This is a genomic window from Streptomyces sp. HmicA12 (assembly GCF_000373565.1).
Classification (GTDB): Bacteria; Actinomycetota; Actinomycetes; order Streptomycetales; family Streptomycetaceae; genus Streptomyces.
Genome location: NZ_KB891849.1, coordinates 89,679 through 104,863 on the forward strand (window position 1 = coordinate 89,679; position 15,185 = coordinate 104,863).

Annotated in this window: 15 protein-coding genes; 10 read left to right on the forward strand and 5 right to left on the reverse strand. The window is 74.1% G+C overall.

Annotated elements, in window-relative coordinates; all coding sequences use genetic code 11:
• Positions 1–104 precede the first annotated feature (104 nt).
• From B072_RS0135820 to B072_RS0135850, 7 genes are read left to right on the forward strand one after another with little or no spacing between them, the layout of a single operon-like run.
• Positions 105–989: an STAS domain-containing protein gene (locus tag B072_RS0135820; RefSeq protein WP_018534803.1), complete on the forward strand. Its 885-nt coding sequence runs from the start codon at positions 105–107 to the stop codon at positions 987–989.
• Entirely contained in the window at positions 989–1,387 is a 399-nt protein-coding gene (locus tag B072_RS0135825; protein WP_018534804.1) for an STAS domain-containing protein, read from the forward strand. Before B072_RS0135820 ends, B072_RS0135825 begins: the two co-directional genes overlap by 1 nt.
• On the forward strand, positions 1,371–1,829 hold the full coding sequence (locus tag B072_RS0135830; RefSeq protein ID WP_018534805.1) for an ATP-binding protein: 459 nt from the start codon (positions 1,371–1,373) through the stop codon (positions 1,827–1,829). Before B072_RS0135825 ends, B072_RS0135830 begins: the two co-directional genes overlap by 17 nt.
• A gap of 13 nt (positions 1,830–1,842) precedes the next feature.
• The gene (locus B072_RS0135835; RefSeq protein WP_018534806.1) at positions 1,843–2,859 is read left to right on the forward strand and encodes a SpoIIE family protein phosphatase; all 1,017 of its coding nucleotides are present in this window, start codon (positions 1,843–1,845) and stop codon (positions 2,857–2,859) included.
• Positions 2,856–4,073 carry a PP2C family protein-serine/threonine phosphatase gene (locus B072_RS0135840; RefSeq protein WP_018534807.1) on the forward strand — a complete coding sequence of 406 codons (1,218 nt, stop codon included), beginning with the start codon at positions 2,856–2,858 and terminating at the stop codon, positions 4,071–4,073. Before B072_RS0135835 ends, B072_RS0135840 begins: the two co-directional genes overlap by 4 nt.
• Positions 4,070–4,453: an STAS domain-containing protein gene (locus B072_RS44870; RefSeq protein WP_018534808.1), complete on the forward strand. Its 384-nt coding sequence runs from the start codon at positions 4,070–4,072 to the stop codon at positions 4,451–4,453. The genes B072_RS0135840 and B072_RS44870 overlap by 4 nt, the downstream gene beginning before the upstream one ends.
• 21 nt (positions 4,454–4,474) lie before the next feature.
• Positions 4,475–4,840 (forward strand): ATP-binding protein, encoded by a 366-nt coding sequence (locus B072_RS0135850; protein ID WP_234018996.1) that lies wholly within the window; start codon positions 4,475–4,477, stop codon positions 4,838–4,840.
• A 46-nt stretch (positions 4,841–4,886) separates the two neighbouring features.
• On the opposite strand, the gene B072_RS0135855 is transcribed toward B072_RS0135850, so the two are convergent.
• The 5 genes from B072_RS0135855 to B072_RS0135875 all read right to left on the reverse strand — a co-directional run bounded on the left by B072_RS0135855 (position 4,887) and on the right by B072_RS0135875 (position 11,960).
• Positions 4,887–6,329: a GuaB1 family IMP dehydrogenase-related protein gene (locus B072_RS0135855; protein ID WP_018534810.1), complete on the reverse strand. Its 1,443-nt coding sequence runs from the start codon at positions 6,327–6,329 to the stop codon at positions 4,887–4,889.
• Positions 6,330–6,468: 139 nt separating this feature from the next.
• Positions 6,469–7,254, reverse strand: a complete 786-nt coding sequence (locus tag B072_RS0135860; RefSeq protein ID WP_018534811.1) for a DUF2877 domain-containing protein — start codon at positions 7,252–7,254, stop codon at positions 6,469–6,471.
• Positions 7,251–8,657, reverse strand: a complete 1,407-nt coding sequence (locus B072_RS0135865) for a DUF1116 domain-containing protein (RefSeq protein WP_018534812.1) — start codon at positions 8,655–8,657, stop codon at positions 7,251–7,253. The genes B072_RS0135860 and B072_RS0135865 overlap by 4 nt, the downstream gene beginning before the upstream one ends.
• Positions 8,654–10,207, reverse strand: coding sequence for an acyl-CoA synthetase FdrA (gene fdrA, locus B072_RS0135870; protein ID WP_018534813.1), 1,554 nt, complete (start codon positions 10,205–10,207; stop codon positions 8,654–8,656). Before fdrA ends, B072_RS0135865 begins: the two co-directional genes overlap by 4 nt.
• 181 nt (positions 10,208–10,388) lie before the next feature.
• Entirely contained in the window at positions 10,389–11,960 is a 1,572-nt protein-coding gene (locus B072_RS0135875) for a PucR family transcriptional regulator (RefSeq protein WP_018534814.1), read from the reverse strand.
• Between the two features lie 437 nt (positions 11,961–12,397).
• On the opposite strand from B072_RS0135875, the gene B072_RS48870 reads away from it, so the two are divergent.
• The 3 genes from B072_RS48870 to B072_RS44880 are packed head-to-tail and all read left to right on the forward strand — an operon-like array spanning position 12,398 to position 15,128.
• Positions 12,398–12,820, forward strand: a complete 423-nt coding sequence (locus B072_RS48870; protein ID WP_018534815.1) for a hypothetical protein — start codon at positions 12,398–12,400, stop codon at positions 12,818–12,820.
• Positions 12,817–13,881 (forward strand): acetamidase/formamidase family protein, encoded by a 1,065-nt coding sequence (locus tag B072_RS47525; protein WP_018534816.1) that lies wholly within the window; start codon positions 12,817–12,819, stop codon positions 13,879–13,881. The genes B072_RS48870 and B072_RS47525 overlap by 4 nt, the downstream gene beginning before the upstream one ends.
• Positions 13,878–15,128: an amidohydrolase family protein gene (locus B072_RS44880; protein ID WP_018534817.1), complete on the forward strand. Its 1,251-nt coding sequence runs from the start codon at positions 13,878–13,880 to the stop codon at positions 15,126–15,128. Before B072_RS47525 ends, B072_RS44880 begins: the two co-directional genes overlap by 4 nt.
• Positions 15,129–15,185 lie beyond the last annotated feature (57 nt).

Genomic DNA, 15,185 nt, shown 5'->3' on the forward strand with positions numbered 1-15,185 from the left:
AGGAGATCACCGATGGTCAACCCGGCTTACCGCGAGGCAAGTTAGGGACGTGCATCATGTGCTGGGCAGCACATGTGTCCGGAGAAGCAATGTGAGAGGGGCTTGTGAGTACCAGCGACACCGACATCCGCAATCTGTTGCTCGAAGCGCTGCGGGACCAGGAGGGACGGATCGCCGACCGGTGGACGTCGCTCCAGCTGGACCAGGCGGCACTCGGCACGGACATGACCGAGAGCGAGCTGCGCGAGGAGGCACACACCCTCATCGACGCGCTCACCGACGCGCTGGCCGGCGACACCCCCGTCGAGCGCCTGGTGGCCGCGCACCACAACCTGCGCACGGCCGTCACGGAGCTGTCGCTGCGCCGGGTCCGGGCGGGCTCCACGCCCACCGACACCTCGCTGGCGGTGCTCTCCCTCAAGGAGGCCCTGCTCGCGGCCGTGCAGCACATCACCCGCGACATGGGTGAGCTGTACGCGGCCGCGATCCTCGTGAACCGGATGCTGGACGCGGCGGGCGCGCTCTCCTTCGAGACGTACGTGGAGGGCCGTGAGGAGATCATCCGGCGGCAGAGCCGTCAGCTGATGGAACTCTCCACGCCCGTCGTGCGGTTGTGGAAGCACGTGCTCGCGGTACCGCTGATCGGCACGCTCGACACGGCCCGTACCCAGATCGTCATGGAGTCGCTGCTGCAGGCGATCCAGGACGACGAGGCGAAGGTCGCCATCATCGACATCACCGGGGTGCTGACCGTCGACACGGCGGTCGCCCAGCACCTCATGCACACCGTCAACGCGGTCCGGCTGATGGGAGCGGACTGTGTCATCAGCGGCATCCGCCCGCCCATCGCCCAGACCATCGCCCAGTTGGGAATCGACCTGTCCACCATCCTCACCCGCGCCACCCTGGCCGATGCCCTGTCCGCCGCGGTCAGACTCACGGACGCGCCCGCCGTCGGGTTCGCCGTCGCCGAGTCGGCAGCACGGTGATGGAACCGCGCCCGCAGGGCGTCCCCATTCTGCGGCTCGGCGACGTCCTGGTGACGGGGCTGCTCAACGAGCTGGACGACCGCTCCGCCGTGGCCTTCACGGACGAACTCACCGAGCGGATCGTGGCCGACGGCGCCCGTGGCGTGCTCATCGACATCTCCCGCCTGGAGATCATCGACTCGTTCGTGGCCCGTACGCTGATGGAACTCACCACGATGGCACGGCTGTTGGGCGCCCGGGTGATCGTCGCCGGGATGCGGCCCGCCGTCGCCATCACCCTGGTCGAACTCGGTATCCAGCTGATGGGCGTGGAGACCGCGCTCAACGCGGAGCAGGGCCTGACCGCACTCGGCTGGCAGCGGACCCTGGAGGCTCCCGGCCATGACCATGTCGGATGAGCACACGGCGCCCACGGCGTGCCCCCCGGGCATCCAGGTGACCGTGCAGCGCACGTACGAAGTCCATTCGGACGACGACCTGCTGACGGTCCGTCATGCCGTGCGGGCGGCCACGGTCGAGTGCGGCTTCGGTCTGGTCGACCAGACCCGGGTGGTGACGGCCGCGAGCGAACTCGCCCGCAACGCCTTCATCCACGGCAAGGGCGGTGCCCTCACCGTGGAACTGCTCACCCGTACCGGCGCGAGCGGCATCCGGCTGGTCATACAGGACGACGGTCCCGGCATCCCGGACATCGGGGCGGCCCTCACGGACGGCTTCACCACCGGCGGCGGTCTCGGCCACGGTCTGGGCGGCGCCCGGCGGCTGATGGACGAGTTCCACCTCGACACCCGCCCCGGTGTCGGGACGACCGTGACCGTCGTGCGCTGGACGATGCGATGACCTGGACGACGCGATGATCCAGCCCGCCCAGGACCGCGCCGTCACGGCGCAGGTCGTCATCGACCATGCCAGCGCCGTGCACCACGCCGCGCGTCTCGCCAGGGAGGCCGCGGCGGCCGGTGGCATGTCCGCCGCTGCGGCGGACCGGGCCGCGGTGCTCACCAGCGAGCTCGCCGGGAACCTGCTGCGGCACGCGGTCGGCGGCGCCGTCTATGTGCAGTGCCATCCGCTGGACAGCGGGCTCGACGTGGTCGCCGTGGACCGCGGGCCCGGCATGGCGAGCCCCGACCGGGCCATGGTCGACGGTTTCAGCACGGCCGGTTCGCTGGGCTCCGGGATGGGCGCGGCCCGCCGCCTCGCCGACGAGCTGACCCTGCGCACCCTGCCCGGCGTCGGCACGCTGATCTGCGCCCGCCTGTACGCCCCCGGCGCCCGGCCGCCGCCGACCGATCTGGGCCTGCTGTGCCTGCCGGTCCGCGGCGAGCGGGCGTGCGGGGACAGCGCGGCCGTGGTGGACGCGCCGGGCGGCCGGACCGCGCTCGTCGTGGACGGGCTCGGGCACGGGGTGGAGGCGGCCGAGGCCAGTGCCGCCGCGGTGGCCGCGTTCCGCGCCGCGCCGGAACGCCCGCTGCCGGAGCTGCTCACGGCGATGGATCGCGCGCTGCGCTCGGGCCGGGGCGCAGCGGTCGGCGTGATCCGGCTGCGGCCCGGCACGGTGGAGCACTGCGGGATCGGCAACGTACGGCTGGCCCTGGTCACCCAGGACGGGGTACGGTCCCGGGCGCTCGGCCAGCCGGGCGTGGTCGGGTGGAACATGCCGCGCCCGCTGCCCCGCACCCTGCCGATGCCCGAGGAGAGCGCGGCGGTCCTGTACAGCGACGGCATCACGGCGCGCTGGGCGGACAGCGCCACCCCCTTCCTGCTCGGGCTGCCTCCCCGGCTGCTCGCCGCGGCTCTGGGGCACGGCCACCGCAGCGCCCGCGACGACGCGACCGCCCTGGTCTCCGGGGCGGCAAGGAGGAACTCATGACCGACAAGGCGGCCGCGCACCACCGTACGACACACCGGTCGCTGCCCGAACTGCGCTCAGCGGTGCGGGCGTTGGCGGCACGGTTGCGCCTGCCGGTCGAGTTGCGCACCCGCCTCGCCCAGTCGGTGTCCCGGGTCGCCGAGACCGAACTGCGGGCGGGTCGCCTCGTCACCCTGGAGGCCCTGCCCGAACAGGCCTCGGAGGAGCGGCAGTTGACGCTGCGGCTGCGGGCCCCCGCGGCCTCCGCCGTGGAGAGCCTGCCGCTGCCCGCGCGGCGCGAGGCGGACACCACGGTGTGGCACATCCCGCTGCCGGCCCAGCCGTCCGCGGGCCAGGCGCCCGGCTCCCCCGTGGAACTCCTGGAGGAGGAGCTGCGGGTGGCGGTCGCCCGGGCCGAGACCCTGGAGACCGACCGGCGCAGCCTCACCCACGAGCTGGACGAGACGAACAGCGGAGTCCTCGCCCTGTACGTGCAGTTGGAGGAGCGCGACGAGCAACTGCGGCGCGCGCACGGCCAGATGCTGCGCGAACTGGAGGACGCGCTGCGCCCGGCCCCGATAAAGGTCGACGGCCTGGAGCTGGCCATCCACTACGCCCCGGCCGGCACCGACGCCCCCACCGGCGGCGACCTGTACGACTGGTTCCAGCTCCCGGACGGCACCGTGCACATCACGGTCGTGGACGCCCTCGGCCACGGTGTCGCCAGTACCCGCAGTGCCCTGAACGTGACGCACGCCGTGCGCACCCTCACCCTGGAGGGCCACTCCCTGGAGACGATCGTCGGGCGCACGGACGAGATCCTGCTGCCCTACGACCGGGAGCTGATGGCGACCGTGCAGCTGGTCCGGATCGATCCGGTCTCGGGCCGCGTGGCGCTCGCCAACGGCAGCCATCCGCCGCCCCTGCTCGTGAGCGAGGACGGCAGCGCCCGCTTCCTCGAGATGCGCGGCCGGGGCATCGGCTACCCGATGGCGGGCAGTGAAGGACTGCGGCACGAACAGCTCGCCCCCGACGATCTGCTCGTCCTGTACACGGACGGCCTGACCGAGAGCCGCCGCGATCCCTATGAGGGAGAGCGGCGGCTCACCGCGGCGGCGGTACGTCACCGTCGCCGCCCCACCGAAGAAATTCCCGGCGCCCTCGCGGAGGAGATGCACACCGTGATCCTGCACCCGGACGACACGCTCGCCCTGACCGTACGGAGAAGCCGATGAGCAGCGCGGCGATACCCGACGACCCGACCCACGCCCTGCGGCTGGCCGTCTCGAAGGGCCCGCGCGGCCCGGTCGTGGCCCTCACCGGTGACCTCGACTACGAGAGCGCGCCGCGGCTGCTCGACACCCTGCCGGAGGTCGAGGTGGCGGCCGGCGGCACGGTGACCCTCGACCTGGCGGACGTCCGGTTCTTCGACTCGGGCGGCATCAACGCCCTGCTGCGGGCCCGCACCGGGCTGCAGGAGCAGGGCGTCGAGCTCGCGGTGCGCAGGCTCTCCCCGGTGGTCGAGCGCATCTTCCGGATCACCGGTCTCGACACGGTGCTGACCCCCGACGAGACGCCGGGGCCCGAGACCGGTACCGGGCCGGTGGCGGGGTAGCCGTAACGCATGGAGATCGTGATGGACGGTCCCCTGACGGGGACACAGGCCCGGCGCACCGCCGCCAGGTTTCTCGCCGAGCACTGCCCGTGGGCCGACAAGGACGCGGTGCTGCTCGTCGTCTCGGAGCTGGTCACCAACGCGGCCCGGCACACGGGCGCCCTCGCCCGGCTGCGGCTGCGCCTCGACGCGGCGGAGCTGGCGGTGTGCGTGGAGGACGCCGACCCGCGCGCGCCGGTGCCGCGCCCGCCCGACATGGGCGGGGGCGGCGGGTTCGGCTGGCACATGGTGGAGCGCCTCGCGGAGCGGCTCGCGGTGCTCGAGGCGCCGGGCGGCAAAAGCATCGAGGCCGCGTGGGCCGCGCCGGTCGCGCCGTCTCCGGCGTGACCACGCGGCCTCGTGAGCGGCCGGCCCCGAGGGCCGGTCGCTACTACTAGCTCCAGCTGGCGTGCAGCGGCTTGCCCTCGGCGTAACCGGCGGCCGACTGGATGCCGACGGTGGCCTTCTCCTCGAACTCGGCGAGGGAGTTGGCACCGGCGTACGTGCAGGAGGAGCGGACGCCCGCGATGATCGAGTCGATCAGGTCCTCGACGCCCGGACGCTGCGGGTCGAGGAACATGCGGGAGGTGGAGATGCCCTCCTCGAACAGCGCCTTGCGGGCGCGGTCGTAGGCGGACTCGTCGCTCGTACGGTTCTTGACGGCGCGGGCCGAGGCCATGCCGAAGGACTCCTTGTACGCACGGCCCTTGGCGTCGTGCTGCAGGTCGCCCGGCGACTCGTACGTCCCGGCGAACCAGGAGCCGATCATCACGTTCGACGCACCGGCGGCGAGCGCCATGGCGACGTCGCGCGGGTGGCGGACACCGCCGTCGGCCCAGACGTGCTTGCCGTACTTCTTGGCCTCGGCGGCGCACTCCAGGACGGCGGAGAACTGCGGCCGGCCGACGCCGGTCATCATGCGGGTGGTGCACATGGCACCGGGGCCCACGCCGACCTTGATGATGTCGGCACCGGCCTCGATGAGGTCCTTGACGCCCTCGGCGGCGACGATGTTGCCGGCCACGATCGGAACCCGCGGGTCGAGCGCGCGCACGGTCTTGATCGCGGAGATCATCGACTCCTGGTGCCCGTGGGCGGTGTCGATGACGAGGGTGTCGACGCCCGCGTCGAGCAGTTGCTTGGCCTTGCCGGCCACGTCGCCGTTGATGCCGACGGCGGCGGCGATGCGCAGCTTGCCCTCGGCGTCGACGGCCGGGGAGTAGAGGGTGGCGCGCAGGGCGCCGGTGCGGGTGAGGATGCCCGCGAGCTTGCCGTCCTTGTCGACGGCCGGGGCGTAGCGGCGGTTGGCGCCGTCCAGCTTGTTGAAGGCGTCGCGCGGGTCGATGTCCGCGTCGAGCAGCAGCAGGTCCTTGGACATGACCTCGGAAAGCTGCGTGAAGCGGTCGACGCCGGTCAGGTCCTGGTCGGTGACGACACCGACGGGGCGCTGCTCGGCGTCCACGACGACACCGGCGTTGTGCGCGCGCTTGGCCAGCAGGGCCAGGGCGTCGGCGACGGTCTGCGTCGGGGCCAGCACGATCGGGGTGTCGAGGACGTGGTGGCGGGTCTTCACCCAGGAGATGACCTCGGTGATGACCTCGATCGGGATGTCCTGCGGGATGACGACCAGTCCGCCGCGGCGGGCCACGGTCTCGGCCATACGTCGCCCGGCGATCGCGGTCATGTTGGCGACGACGAGCGGGATCGTGGTGCCCGTGCCGTCCGGCGACGAGAGGTCCACGGCCTGCCGGGAGCCGACGGCGCTCCGGCTCGGCACCATGAAGACGTCGTCGTACGTCAGGTCGTACGCGGGCTTGATGTCATTGAGGAAACGCACGTGCGCAGGTCCCGATCGCTAGAAGGGAGCCCCGGAAGGATGCCGCCGGGGCACAAAGCACGTACTTCATTTTCCCATGCGGGCCACCATCACGTCTTCGGGCCGAACGTCCCAAGGTCAGGGGGTGCGACTTGGATGATCATCCGAGAGCGAGGGCGGCGGCGACGCCCCTGGCCAGGTCGCCGCCTGAGTGGTGTCCCACGGTGAGCAGGCCGCGCAGCGCGGCGGGCAGGTCGCGGCCGGTGAGCAGGGCGTGGGCCGGGGCCACGCACTCGCCGCGGACGGCGTGCCGCAGGAGCGCGGCCGAGAGCAGGGTCGTGCGGCGTGCGGCGTCGGCCACGGCGGCCGTGACCGGGGCGGAGAGCGGCGGGGGCAGGGCGAGCAGCAGGCCGCAGAGGATGTCGTCGCCGGACGGGGTGAGGCCGGGGCCGAGGCCGAGCAGGGCGTGGGCCGCCGCCGCGATCCGGTCGGGGCGGCCCGCGCGCAGGGCGGTGCGCAGCCGGTCGAGGCCGTCGGCGACGGGCCGGGGCGCGGGTGGGGCCCAGGCCGCGAGGAGGCGCTCCAGGTCGGCGCCGCGAAAGGGCGGGTGCGGGCGGCCGGGCGCGACCCGGGGCGGGGTCCAGCGTCCGGCCGCCCGCACCCGGTACGGGCCGGCGCGGACCCCGTCCGCGCCGAGGGTGGCGGGGGTGCCCGGCCGGGCCGCGTCCAGCGGCAGCTCGGCGCAGGGGTACGGCACGACGATCGCGTTGGGCAGCCGGATCGCGTCCCGCGTCACCACCGCGAGGGCGGGCAGCCCGGGATCGCCGGTGGCCAGGTGGACGGCGTACCGGGTGGCGGCGACGACGCGGGCGGGGCGCGGCGGCCCGGTGAGCAGCCGGGCGACGGAGGTGCTGACGGCGCCCGGCACGACGGACCCGGGCGTCACTCCGGGAAGGCGTCGAGGGCGCCGGTGAAGCAGCTCATCGGGGCGTGGGTGAGTCCGGCGCCGATCTGGCCGATGCCGGGTTCGCGGTGGGCGATGCCGGTGGTGACGACGGGTTCGAGGCCGGTGTCGACGACTTTCCGTACGTCGATGCCGACCGGGCTGCCCGCGAAGTCGAGCCCGGAGAGCCGGTAGTCGCGGTGCCGCCCGAGGGTGATGGTCGCCATCTCCTCGCTGATCCGGCGGGCCCGCGCCGGGGTGCCGCCGACGAAGCCGACGATCGCCGGGGCCGCGGCGAGCGCGAACCCGCCGAGCCCGTGGGTCTCGGTGATGGCGCTGTCGCCGATGTCGGGGTTGGCGTCGTCGGGTCCGTACCCGGCGAAGTAGAGCCCGTCGACGGGTGCGGCGGGCGCCGTGAACCAGGCGTCGCCGAGTCCGCTGACGCGGATGCCGACGTCGACGCCGTTGCGGGCGAAGGCGGTGACGAGGGTGGAGCCGGGTACTCCGTGGCCGGCCATGAGGGCCAACTTGCTCGCCGCCATGGAGAAGTTGAGGAACCAGTAGTTGTTGTCGCGCAGGAAGTCGAGGGCCTCGATGCCGCCGAGGTCGGCGTGGCGGGCGAGCGCGGCGGCGAGTTCGCGGGTGAGCAGGGCGCTGGCGGCGGTGTTGCGGCTGTGGCACTCGTCGCCCATCTGGAGCGCCTGGGCGGTGACGGCCCGGAGGTTGACGGGGTCGGGCAGGGACCGCAGCGCCGCCCGCAGCGCGGGTCCGAGCCGCTCCCCCATCCAGCGCAGGCGCCGCATCACGTCGTCGCCGAGCGCGCCGTAGCGCAGGCAACGCCCTTGCCCCTCATTGAGGTTGGAGTAGGCGCGCAGCCCGGTGGCCCGGTCCTCCACGACCATCAGCGGCATGGAGGCGGAGACTATCCCGGCCATCGGGCCGACGGCGTCGTGGTGGTGGCAGGGCGCGAACCGGATGCCGCCGGAGTCCGCGAGGCGGGTCGCCTCCTCCTCGGTGGCGGCCCACCCTTCGAGGAGCGCGGCACCGACGACGGCGGCCCGCATGGGCCCGCACATCCGCTCCCAGGCGATGGGCGGCCCGGCGTGCAACAGCAGCCGTTCCTCGGCGAGTTCGGGGATCAGCTCCCCCGCCGGGCGCACGTCGGTCCACAGCGGCTGTACGTCCAGGACGCGTGCGAGCGCCGTCGCGTTGGCGGTCTCGATGTCGGGCCGCGCGGTGAGGCGGGCGAGCTTGGCGGCGAGGCGTTCGTCGCCGGCGGCGGGCGGCCGCCAGTCGACCTGGGTGACCGTCGCCCCGGCGGCGCGCGGCGCGGCGGCGAACTCGTCCACGCCGACGTTGACGACGTGCGGCGGGGCCGCGAGGAGCGGGCGGACGGACGAGGTCATGCGGAGCCTCCGATCGTGGCGGCGTGCGCCGGCCTGGCGTCGAACCCACCCGGACTGTCCAGTAGTTGCGCGCACGCCAGCGCCGCTTCGGTGCTGCTGCCCACCACCACGGCGCCCGCCTCCCGCAGCGTCCGGCGCTGGGCGCTCGCCCCCTGCGGGTCGTCATCGGTGCCGACGACGAAGCAGAGCACGGCGGGACGGTCGGCCCCGGTCCCCCCATCGGCCTCGGCGTCGGCCTCGGCCAGGGTCGCCGCGACGGCCGCCGCCGGATCCGCGGCGGCCCCGTACCCGATGACGACGTCGAGCACGACGACCGCCGTCGCCGGGTCGGCCAACGCCGCACGCAGGTACGCGGTGCGCACGCCCGGGTCGATCATCGGGTGCGGGCGGCCCGCGGTGAACTCGTCGTCGCCCAGGTCGAGGACGAGGTGCCGGGGCGGCAGCGCGGGCAGCCGCCCGCTGCGGTCGAGCTCCCCGAGGACGGGGCCGAGCAGCAGGCCCGCCTCGTGGGCGAAGGTGCCGCCCGCGTACAGGGCGCGCAGCAGGCGGCGGGAGGGCGGCAGCGCCGGGAGCCGCGGCCCGGACGAGGGCGGGACGGGCCTGCCCAGGGCCTGTTCGGCGGCGGCGCGCGCGGCCTCGTACAGGGTCGACGCGAGGGTGACTCCGTGCGGCAGCGGCACGCCCGCCGGGTCCCAGCCGAGGAAGCAGACGACAGCGGGCTTACCCAACTCGCTCATGTGTCGCAGCAGTTGTTCGGCCACCCGGGGCGCGGGCGGCTTGGAGACGAGGACGACGGAGTCGGTCGCCGGGTCGGCGGCGAGCGCGTCCAGGGCCGCGCGCATCGTCAGCCCGCCGACCTCCTCGCTCACGTCGCGGCTGCCGGTGCCGATGATGTGGCTGACGCCGGCGCCCATGTCGTGCAGCAGGGTCGAGACCTGCTGCAGTCCGGTGCCGGACGCGCCGACGAGGCCGATGCCGCCGCGCCGTACGGCGTTGGCGAAGCCGAGCGGGACGCCGCCGACGACGGCGGTGCCGCAGTCGGGTCCCATCACGAGCAGACCGCGCCGGGCGGCCTCCCGCTTGAGCTCCACCTCGTCGGCCAGCGGCACGTGGTCGCTGAAGACGAAGGCGTGCAAGCCGCGCCGCAACGCCTTGCGCGCCTCGGCGGCGGCGTAGGCGCCGGGCGTGGAGATCAGTGCCAGGTCGGCGTCGGCGGGAGCCCCGGCGAGGGAGCGCAGCGGCGGCCCGCCCTCCCCCGGCTCGCCCTCGGGCGGTCCGTCGGCGGCGCGCAGCGCGCTCACGGCGGCGGCGAGCGCGGCGTCGGCCGCGGCGTCCGTGCCGCGCACGGCGACGATCAGGTCGTTGGGCGCGGCCGAGCGCCCCTCGGCCGTCAACATCCCTGTCTCGGCGAGGACTTCACGGTTGGCGGGGGTTCCCATGACGAGGCTGACGGCGTCCACGCCCGGCTCTCCGGCCAGGCGCGAGGCCACTCTCATCAGGGCGACGGAGTCGGCGTACAGGTCTTTGTGCACGGCGTTTCGCAGCACCATGGGCCCGACTGTAGGCACCACGCACCGCCGCGGGACATGGCTCCGGCTGCCAGTGTCCGCCAGGGGTTTACCGGCACCAGGTGACAGTGACCCACCGGGTGCGGGCCCCGGATCATGGAGGGCACGGGCAGCGTCGCCCCTTCGTGCGGCGGCGCGGCCGCCACGACCTGGACGCGACCTCTCAGGAACTCTCCCGGACCGCCAGCAACCGCTGTGCGTACACCGCGAGTTCGGTCTGCAGACGCGCCATCGCGTGACGTTCCAGACCGCCGGTGAGGCGCTCGATCTGGCGCAGCCGGTAGCGCAGGGTGTTGTAGTGGATGTGCAGCCGGGCCGCGGCGGCGACGCCGTTGCGGTCCTGCAGCAGATAGACGCCGAGGGTCTCGACGAGGGCGCCCTCGTTGCGGTGGTCGTGCTCGATGAGCGGGCCCAGCGCGTCGTCGACCATGCGGCGCAGCTCGGCGCTGGGCACCTGCCCGAGCAGCCGGTACACGCCCATGTCGGCGTAGGTGCGCACGAAGTCGTCGCCGTGCACCTCGCGGCCGAGGCCGAGGGTCTGCACGGCCTCCCCGTAACTGCGGTGGTACGCGGCGAAGTCGGCCTGTTCCGAGCCCGCGGCGACGACCACGTTCCAGTCGGGGTGGGCGGCGGTGACCGCCGTGTGCAGGGCCTGGCAGCGGGCCGCGAGGGAGTCCCCGGGCTCCATGAGCGCGGCGAGCCCGGTCTGGTTGCCCCAGAGCAGGGCCTGCGGCCCGGCCGCGCCGCGCACGAGGCTCAACAGCCTTTCCTCGAAGACGGGTTGGGGCAGCGGTGCGGTGCCGTCCGGGGCCGTCGCCTCCAGCAGGACGGCGGCGCGCGGCAGCCGCAGGTTCCAGCCGAGCGCGGCGGCCCGGCTCAGGGTGTCGGCGCGGTCGCGCGGCGCGCGGGACACCAGGTCCATCAAGAGCGTGGTCCGGTACCGCTGCTGGCGGCTGGCAGCGGCCTGCTCCTGCGCCGCGATCATGCAGGCGACGGTGGTCGCGTGGTCGAGCGCCATCCGCTGGTGCGGGGTGAGCTCCGCGCCGCCCTCGGCCCACAGGGCGACCGCGCCCCCGCGCCGGATCCCGGTGTCGATGGGCCGCGTCGCGGTGGCCGGCACGTCGCGCGGCGGGGCCCCTGCCGAGGCGAGGACGCCGCCCTGCCGGTCGTGGACGGCGACGGCACAGCCGGACAGCTCCAGGAGTACGTTCATGAGTTCCTGGTAGGAGCCCCCTTCGACGGCGACCGCGGTGAGCCGCTCGTGCAGGGCGCGGGACTGCTCCAGCTCCAGGGCGTGCCGGTTCAGTACGGTGCCGAGGACCTCGGAGAGGATGTCGTTGAACATGACGTCGCCGGGCAGGGCGATCACCGGGAAGCCGAGCGCGTCGCCCAACGCCAGCATTTTCGGCGGCAGTTCGGGCAGGTAGGGTCCGACCTTCACACCGAGCGCGGCGAGCCCGCGGCCGGCGAGCGTGGGCACCAGGGCGGTCAGCGCCGCCTCGTCGTCCCGCACGGCGTACGCGGTGGTCAGCAGCAGCTCGCCGCCGCGCATCCAGCGCACGATGTCGGGCACTTCCATGATGTTGACGACGCGGATGCGGCGCGCGCCGCCGCGGGCCCCGGCGACCAGCCGGGCACCGCCGAGGCACGGCAGGTCGAGCGCCTCGCGCACGGTGAGGCCCGAGGAGAGGTCGTAGCCGCGGGCCTGGCCGGTACCGGTGCCGATGCCTGTCATGTGCAGTCACTATGCGACCGTCCGATGCCATCCGTAAGACACCGCGCGTTACTTCCATGTATCCCGTTCCGGCATGTCGGAAGCCTTGTCATCCGGTGCCAGCGCGCGGCCCGCCTTCCTGGCGTCCGCTGCCCATGACGCCCCGTCGCACCGCGCCTACCTTGACCGCATGATCTCGCCAACCGCTCACCGGACCGTGGCCGTCGCCATCGGCGGCAACGCCCTGCTGCGCGGCCTCGCGGTGGCGCTCGCGGGCCGGCTGCGCACGCTCGGCCGCGATCCGGGCCGGGCGTCGGCGCTGCTCACGCACACGGTGGTGGACGCTGCCGACCCGGCGTTCCGCCGGCCGTCCAAGCCGATCGGCGCGTACCACGACGAGCCGACGGTCCGCGGGCTCGCCGCCGCGCACCGGTGGACGGTGGCCGAGCAGCCGGGCCGTGGCCGGCGCCGCGTGGTGCCGGCGCCGCGTGGTGCCGGCGCCGCGACCGCGCCGGGTCCTGGGGACGGCCGCCGTCCGCACCCTCTCGGCCACCGGCCGCACGGTGATCGCGGGCGGGGGCGGCGGCATCCCGCTCGTGGAGTCGGCCGACGGCGGCCTCAGGGGCGTGGGGGCCGTCGTCGACAAGGACCTCACCTCGGCGCTGCTCGCCGAGGGCCAGTTCCCCGAGGGCGGCATGGGCCCGAAGATCCGCGCGGCGCTCGACTTCGTGGCCGGGGCGCCGCACCGCCGGGTACTCATCACGTCGCCGAGCGGCCCGCCCACCGCACACGAAGGGCACGGCGGCACGTGGCCGGAGCACGGCCCGGCCCCGCATCCCCCGTACCCCCAAGGACCGCTCACGGCTGGGAGGCCGCAGTGACACTGGAATCCGGGCAGGGCCCGATCGACGGCACGCACTACCTGGAGGCCACCCCGGAGAACGTCACCTGGGGCCGCCTCCCCAGCCGCACCACTCCGTGCGCGCTCACCGTCGCGTCCGGCGACACGGTCACCTTCGACACGGTGTCCCACGAAGGGATCCTGGAGGACCAGGGCGGCGACCCGGTGGCGTTCTTCGGCCGCTACGGCGTGGCCGCCGCCGACGTGCTGTCCGACGCCCGGCTGCTCGCCAAGTCGCCGCACCTGCGCGACCCGGACCACGACGGCCCGCACGTGGTCACCGCCCCGGTGCACGTCACCGGCGCCGAACCCGGCGACCTGCTGCGCGTCGACATCCTGTCGCTGCACCGGCGCGCCGCGTACGGCCTGGTCTCCAGCCGCCACGGGCGGGGCGCCCTGCCGGAGCGGTTCGCGCTGGACGGACCGGAGTTCACCTTCTGCGCGGTGGACGGCGAGCTGGGTGTCATCCGCTACGCCGAGGACCGGGCGGCCCGCTTCCCGCTCCACCCGTTCATGGGCATCATGGGCGTCGCCACCGACACGGACGAGACCGCGCACAGCGTTCCGCCGGGCCGTCACGGCGGCAACATCGACGTGAAACACCTCGCCACCGGCGCGACCCTCTACCTCCCCGTACAGACGGAGGGGGCGGGCTTCCACACCGGTGATCCGCACTACGCCCAGGGCAACGGCGAGGTCGCCCTCACCGCGCTCGAAGCGCCCCTGCGCGCGACGTTCCGCCTCACGGTCCTCAAGGGCGCCCGGGCCCGCGCGGCGGCCGGGACCCTGGCCGAACCCTTCGGCGAGACCGAGCACCACTGGATCCCCATCGGCCTGCACGAGGACCTGAACCTCGCGATGAAGGCGGCCGTCCGCTCCGCCCTCACCTTCCTCACCGACCGCTTCGGCATGGAACCCCACGCCGCCTACGCCTACTTGAGCGCCGCCGCCGACTTCGAGGTCTCGCAGGTCGTCGACCAGGTGCAGGGCGTGCACTGCCTGATCCGCAAGGCCGACTTCGTCTCCGGGAGCGCGCTGTGAGCCGCCTGATCCTGCGCCGGGCCCGCGTGGAGAACGCGGCGGCGCCCCGCGACCTCCTCATCGAGGACGGGGTCGTCCGCACCGTGGGCACGGTTCCCGACACGGAGGTCGGCGAGAGCATCGACTGCGCGGGCCGCATCGTCCTGCCCGGCTTCGTCGAACCCCATCTCCACCTGGACAAGGCCCTGTTGGACGCCGTCCGCCCGAACCCCGACGGCACCCTGGCCGGCGCCATCGCGGTGACGGGAGAGCTGAAGCGGGCCTTCACCCACACCGACGTGCGCGACCGCGCCCGCACGGTCCTCGAGACAGCGATCCGCAACGGCACGACCCTGATCCGCGCCCACCCCGACGTCGACCCCGTCGCGGGCCTCCTCGGCGTCGAGGTGCTCATCGAACTGCGGGAGAAGTACCGGCAGTTGGTGGACCTCCAGATCGTGGCGTTCCCCCAGGAGGGCATCTTCCGCTCCCCCGGCACGGAGAAGCTCCTCACGGCGGCGATCACCGCGGGCGCGGACGTCGTCGGCGGCTGCCCCTACAACGAGGACTCCCTCGCCGACGCCCACCGCCACGTGGAACTCGTCCTGGACCTGGCCGCCGAGCACGGCCTGCCCGCCGATCTGCACGCGGACTTCGCGGACGACGCGAGCGATCCCCGGTACGCGCTCGCCGAGTTCATCGCGGAGCAGACCGCCCGCCGCGGCCTGTCCGGACGGGTCGCGATCGGCCACGCCACCTCCCTCGCGGGCCGCCCGCCGGCCGACCGCGCCCGGGCGCTGGCGGCACTCGCCGAGGCGGGCGTCGCCGTGGTCCCCCTCCCCGCGACGGACCTGCACCTCGGCGGCCGCCACGACACGACGGCGACGCGCCGCGGCATCGCCCCGGTCCGCGAACTCTGGGCCGCGGGCGTCCTGGCGGCCTGCTCCTCCAACAACATCCGCAACGCCTTCACCCCGTACGGCAGCGCCGACGCCCTGGACACGGCGCTGCTGCTCGCCCAGACCGGCCATCTCTCGGGCCCCACCGACCTGGCCCGCGTCCTGCGCATGATCACGTACGACGCGGCCCGGGTGACCGGCACGGCCGACGACTACGGGATCCGCCCGGGGGCCCGCGCCGACCTGGTGGTCCTGGACTCGACCACGTACGACGACATCGTCCTGGACCGCCCCGACCGCGCCTACGTCATCAAGGCGGGCCGCGTCGTGGCGCGCACCACCCGCACCACCGAACTGCTGGCCCCGTAAAGCCAGTTGCCCGAACGAGAACCCGCACGGCACCCGCGCACCCTGCCAACCCTTCCC